Annotated in this window: 4 protein-coding genes; 2 read left to right on the top strand and 2 right to left on the bottom strand. The window is 36.7% G+C overall.

All coding sequences use genetic code 11. The features are described from left to right. The coding region (locus tag VFS71_RS15040; RefSeq protein WP_326402254.1) for an efflux RND transporter permease subunit at positions 1-2,491 on the top strand (2,491 nt) is incomplete at its 5' end. A gap of 342 nt (positions 2,492-2,833) precedes the next feature. Beyond that, a complete protein-coding gene (locus VFS71_RS15035; RefSeq protein ID WP_326402252.1) occupies positions 2,834-4,090 on the top strand; it encodes a TMEM143 family protein in 1,257 nt (418 codons plus the stop codon). Positions 4,091-4,256: 166 nt separating this feature from the next. On the opposite strand, the gene VFS71_RS15030 is transcribed toward VFS71_RS15035, so the two are convergent. Together VFS71_RS15030 and VFS71_RS15025 are read right to left on the bottom strand one after the other, a co-directional pair. Then, positions 4,257-5,543 (bottom strand): HlyD family secretion protein, encoded by a 1,287-nt coding sequence (locus tag VFS71_RS15030; protein WP_326402251.1) that lies wholly within the window; start codon positions 5,541-5,543, stop codon positions 4,257-4,259. 46 nt (positions 5,544-5,589) lie between these two features. Beyond that, a partial coding sequence (locus tag VFS71_RS15025; protein ID WP_326402250.1) for an ATP-binding cassette domain-containing protein occupies positions 5,590-6,159 on the bottom strand: 570 nt, incomplete at its 5' end.

Genomic DNA, 6,159 nt, shown 5'->3' with positions numbered 1-6,159 from the left:
TTTAAAAATTGAATTGACAAACGACCAATCTTCACGTGTAGAGCATCAAGTAGACGAATTATCGAACCATATTATCTTCGGGATTGTGTTGGTAATGATTGTGTTGATGTTTACCATGGGACTTAGAAACTCTTTGTTTGTGGGAGCTGCCATTCCATTATCGATGTTAATGGCGTTTAGTATTCTGTCTGCATTTGGATTGACCTTGAATACGATGGTACTTTTTGGATTGGTTATGGGACTGGGAATGTTGGTTGACGACGGTATCGTGGTGGTGGACAACGTATTTGCCAATATGAAAAAAGGACTGCCTCGTGTTCAAGCTTCGAAAATAGGTATTGGAGAAATTGCCTGGCCTGTTATCGCTTCGACCGCAACAACTTTAATGGCATTTTTACCTTTCGCCTTGTGGCCTGGAACAATGGGTAAATTCATGAAGTATTTCCCAATGACATTAACCGTTACTCTTTCGGCTTCGTTATTTGTCGCGATGGTTGTCAATGCAGCTATGACGGGTGGATCGATGGAAATTGAAGATAAAAATGTGACCAAAAAATCGGCGAAATTATACTCGATAATTTTCACCATAATTGCCGTGATCTTTGTGCTTCTGGGTAATATTTACGATTCAAAATTGGCAAGAGCTATTGGTCATTTGGCAATACTATCTTTTGTGTTTATGTGGTTGTACAAATTAAGATTGTACCAATGGACACAAGATTTCCAACACAATTTTTTCCCTAGAATGGAAGACAGGTACAAAACTTTTTTGGCCAAAATTTTAACCAAAAGAAGAGCTTGGTATGCCCTTGCCGGAATTATCGGAATGTTATTTTTCTCTTTCATCCTTTTAGGAATATTTCCTAGAAAAGTATTGTTCTTCCCGGATAATATCCCGAATCAGGTAATTGCCTACATCGAATACCCGCAGGGAACCGATATTGAAAAGACTAATAAAGCTACCCTATTTGTCGAAAAACAGGTTATTGATGTTTTGAACAAATATGTAGATCCAAAAACCAACAAAAACTTTTTGGCCGAATCCATCGTGTCACAAGTGGGTGTTGGAGCAGGAAATCCAAACGTGGATGCGGGATCGGCTTCTGAAACTCCTTTCAAAGGAAAAGTAACGGTGAATTTCTCTGAGTTTAAATTCAGAAGAGGAATCAACACCGCCGATATCTTGGAAGAAATCAGAAGTAAAGTAAAAGCGATAGCGGGAGCTACTGTAACCGTCGAAAAAGATGCCAATGGTCCACCGGCTGGTTACCCAATCAGTATTCAGCTGACAGGAATTGATTATGACGAAATGCTGAAAGAGGCTGACAAAATGATCACTTTTATCAACTCTAAAAATATTCCCGGAATCGAAAGATTGAGTATAGATGTCAACAAGGAAAGTCCGGAACTTGAGGTAAAAGTAGACCGTGTAAGTGCGGGAAGTTTGGGTGTTTCGACAGGACAATTGGGATTCAATTTACGTCGTTCCGTTTATGGGCAGGAAATCTCGACCTACAAAGAAGGCGATGATGATTACAACATCACCATGCGTATGCAGGATGACCAACGCAAAAACGAAAACATATTATTCAATCAGTCCTTGACGTTCCGAAACCAGAACAATGGGCAAATGATGCAAGTGCCTATTTCTGCAGTTTCCGAAACAGAGAAAACAACCACATACAACCAAATCAAAAGAAAAAACCAAAAACGTATCATGACGGTGTATTCCAACGTCTTGACAGGTTATAACGGTGATGAAATCACCAAACAAATTGCAGCCGATTTAAAAGGCTATCAATTGCCAAAAACAGTAACTTATTCCTTCTCGGGAGTGCAGGAAGAGCAAGGCAAAAACCAAAGCTTCCTGTTCTATGCATTGTTTTTAGCCATGGCCGGAATCACCATTATTATCGTATTGCAATTTAATTCGGTTTCCAAAACAATTGTAATCCTCTTTACGGTACTGCTGAGTTTCAGTGGTGTATTTTACGGTTACGTGATTGCCAACATGGATTTTGTAATCTTAATGACCATGATGGGAATCATTTCGCTGGCGGGTATTGTGGTGAAAAACGGAATCGTATTGATGGACTTCTTTGTTTTATTATTAGACAAAAAAGTAGCCGATAAACATCTGGAAAGCCACGACGACCTAACCATAGAAGAAATCAAAGAAGTAATCATCGAGTCCGGTAAATCAAGGCTGCGCCCTGTTTTACTAACCGCATTGACGGCAGTATTGGGATTAATTCCGCTGGCGATCGGGCTGAATTTTGACTTCTTCTCTTTGATAACCGACTTGAATCCGCACATTTTTATGGGTGGAGACAACGTTATATTCTGGGGACCATTGGCCTGGACGATCATCTTCGGGTTGACCTATGCCACGGTTTTAACCTTAATAATGGTACCTGTAATGTTCTATTTGGTAAAAAGAATGAAATATTGGTTGAGAGACAGGAGAAAAACACAAACTGAAAAAATATAGTTTTTTAAAAATTAATTCAAAAACCACCTGAAATTTGATTTTGGGTGGTTTTTGGGTTTTAGTAGCAAGCTACCAAAACCTTCGATGGTGCAAATTTACAATCCTCACAGTTTTCACAAAAAATCACTTTGCCAGCTCTTTAGCCCTGATGAAAGCGGCATCTCCCGATTTAGAAAAACAAGGCTTTTTTGCCGTAGTTTTTTTTAATCGGGAAATATAGCGGACAGCAGGAACCCATATTTCCCGATAAAGCCTATTTATTCGCTTCTCATTATTATTTTTTAAATTCGGCTTTTGTACTTTACCTTTGCAGAACTTTAAAAAACGCCCCAACAAAGTCCCATGAAACGAGAACATTATATCCCTTTTGACAAGGAATTCCTGCTTGAGGAGCAACTGACGGAATATGCCGGTGATGAAAAACAAGTCGAGGATTTCAAAAAGCTGTTTGACATTATTGAACATTATTATCACTATGAAGCTTTTAATATAATCCGCAACATAAAAAAGAACTACGCTTTTTTTGACCCTGACCTGCATCCAAAAGAAAGAGTGACTTTTGAAGGCAAAAGTGACATTACCCTTTTCAAGAAAAATCTGCTTAAGGTTCTTGATTTAAGCAATTATAGCCGTGTGAGTAAGGAAACTTTGGACCAAGCTTTCAAAGATTCGGATTTGATAGGATTGAAACTAGCCATTGATTTGGACATTTATAAGGACTATGAAATCTATGTAAGAGGCCAGCATACTGCCAAAGAGAAAGTTTCTAAATACTTTTTTTGGAAGAAAAAAATTGAGGTAGCATATTATGACCGTGTGATGATTTACCTCAAATATCAAGATGCCGATTATTTTATAAAGAATAAAATTAAAAAAAACAAATCGCTAATCGAACCCGGAACCATTGTTTTGAAAATCTTCAAACGCGTTCCCAAAAATGATTTAGAAACCATATTCCCGAATGCCATTCCCATGATGTCGTTAAACGACAAATTATTATTATGGGTACCGGGTATTGTGGGAGGAATTTCATTATTGAGCGCCAAAGTAATTCCGGCGCTGATTAAAATGCAGGCGGCCTATGAATCAGGCGAAACCATAGATTTGTTAAATAGTAAAACGTCCTTAAATCAAGGTTTAATTGCTCTTGGAATTTTGGGAGCCTATTTGTTCAGACAATACAACAACTTTGTGAACAAGAAGATAAAATATTCTAAAATGCTTTCGGATAGTCTTTATTTTAAAAATATTGGTAATAACAGTGGTGCCTTTTACTCCTTGTTGAACTCCTCCGAAGAGGAAGTGCTTAAGGAAACTATCTTGGCGTATTCCTTTTTGAACCGAAGTGAAACTCCTTTGACAGAAGAAGAACTCGATCATCAAATAGAATCTTGGTTCAAAATCAAACACAATACTGTCCTTGATTTTGATGTAAAAGCTGCATTATTAAAATTAAAAAACACTGGCCTTGGATTTGAAACTAATGGCAAATGGGAAGTGATTCCTTTGGACAACGCACTCATTAGAATAGACGAAATTTGGGATGGAGTTTTTGAGTATAATCACGTAACCCAAAAAAATCAAGGTTTTAATCTATAATTTTCTGGTTTTAAAATCTCAATCTTAGTAGGTTTAATAATCTTGTTAAAGTTAACTACTTAGGGGTTAAAGCTATTGAAATCAAATTACTTTAATTTATATAAATTTTTGTTGGTTGATTGGTACTTTAACCACATTAAATCAATTATTTTATACTAAGACACATCTACACTTGTTCGAAAATACTCTTAAACTGATATAAAATCCTTTCAATTAATCGTAAATCTTCAGTTATAATTTCTGCACTTCCTGACATTTCCTGCTGAAATGGAATTGTTTCATGATAGGAAGTTTCCAGTTTTTTTGACAAAACTACATCAATCCATAAATTCCCGTCTTTATCGGGTGTTAATGAAATATTCTTAACTTTACCTATTAACATGCCATATTGGCTATCTGGAAAATTAGTTAACCTAATATTTACTTTCTGGCCTATCTGTATTTTACCTGAGTTGAGTGCTGGTGCTTTCAATTTTCCAATATACCCTTTATCCAACGTTGGAACTACCGCAAAAATGGCATCACCAGCAGTAATCGTTTGATTGGCTGTCCAAATTTGCAAAAAAGAGACTTTCCCTGTAACTGATGATTTTAACACATAAGCTAACTCCCAATCTTTTACAACTTTTTTCAATTGATAAAAGGCTTGTGTTTGGCTGCTTTCCAGATTGACTTCTTCCTTGGTTCCGTTAATATCGTTGCTTTTACTGTTTTTGGAATTGTCAATCAAGTTCGATTTTAATTGAGAAATAGTACTTAACAAACCCCTATAACTTTTCTCGGCCTGAAGATAGCCAAGTTTTTTACTCTCAAAATCCTGAGTAGAAATCACTCCCTTATTGAACAAAGTTTCATATCTATTTACATCACTTTTTTGCAATAGCAATTCGCTTTCATTCAAACTTTTTTGTTGCTGCAAAATTGCCAAACGAGCTGCTATTTGCACACTTTCAGAGTTTTGGGCATTCCCCTCTACCTTGTAAGGCTGTAAATCATGGTTCAATTCATTGGCAATATAAGCAGCATGAAACGCTGCATAGGCGCTCTCTATATCACCAAGCTGTGCGTTTTCAAGTGGCGCAAAATCAAAATTAGTCCCATTAGAATGTGTTTCTAATAATCGTTTTAATAATAAAATATCTCGATAATTGGCTGTGTTTTGAATAATAGCAAGAGGGGTGTTTTCTAAAACCATCGCTTTGTCCTGCACCAAAACAGTTTCAATTTTACCTGTGGTTTTCGCTATTACTTTCTCGGGGGGAATGTTGGTCGTTATTACAATTGGAGCGGAAACAATATCTGGGTATTTGATGAGCCAGGAAAGCAAGAACAAAATAAGTACAAAAACCAATAAAAAGGTGTTTCCCCATCTTAATATGGCCTTGGGTGGATCAGAAAGCACGTCTCTTACTTCCTCGCTATATATTTTTAAACCGTCGCTAAGTTCTTCCATTTTTTTTAAATCTTAAATCAAAAATCGTTAATCTTCATTCAAAAATCTAATTCCCTAATTCCAATTGATTTTTAACCAATTCATAATATTTCCCTTTTATTTCTGTCAAGTTTTCATGGGTTCCTTGTTCCACAACCGTGCCGTTTTCAAGTACGATGATGTTATCTGCATTCTTTACGGTACTCAAACGATGGGCTACAACAATAGCTGTTTTCCCCTTCAAAAAAGTATCCAAATTGCCCATGATCACTTTTTCATTATTGGCATCAAGGGCAGAAGTAGCCTCGTCAAAGAAGACATAGAAAGGATTTTTATACACCGCTCTTGCAATCATAATGCGTTGTTCTTGTCCTCCACTCAATCTAATTCCGGAAGTGCCTAATTCCGTATTGTATTTATTGGGTAATTTTTGAATAAAATCCTCAATATTGGCAACAAACGCGGCATTATTTAATTTGTCTCTATCGATAATTTCGTTTTGTTCCGATTCCGAAATATTGCCTCCAATGGTGTCATTAAACATAAAAGTGTCCTGCATTACCGCCCCGCAATTCGAACGCCAAAAATCATTATTGATATGATTTAATTCAATACCTCCAATAGTTACAATGCCTTT

It is taken from the genome of Flavobacterium sp. (assembly GCF_035760125.1).
Classification (GTDB): domain Bacteria; phylum Bacteroidota; class Bacteroidia; order Flavobacteriales; family Flavobacteriaceae; genus Flavobacterium.
The sequence above is the reverse complement of the archived record's forward strand: the minus strand, read 5'-3'. Positions and strand labels throughout refer to the sequence as shown.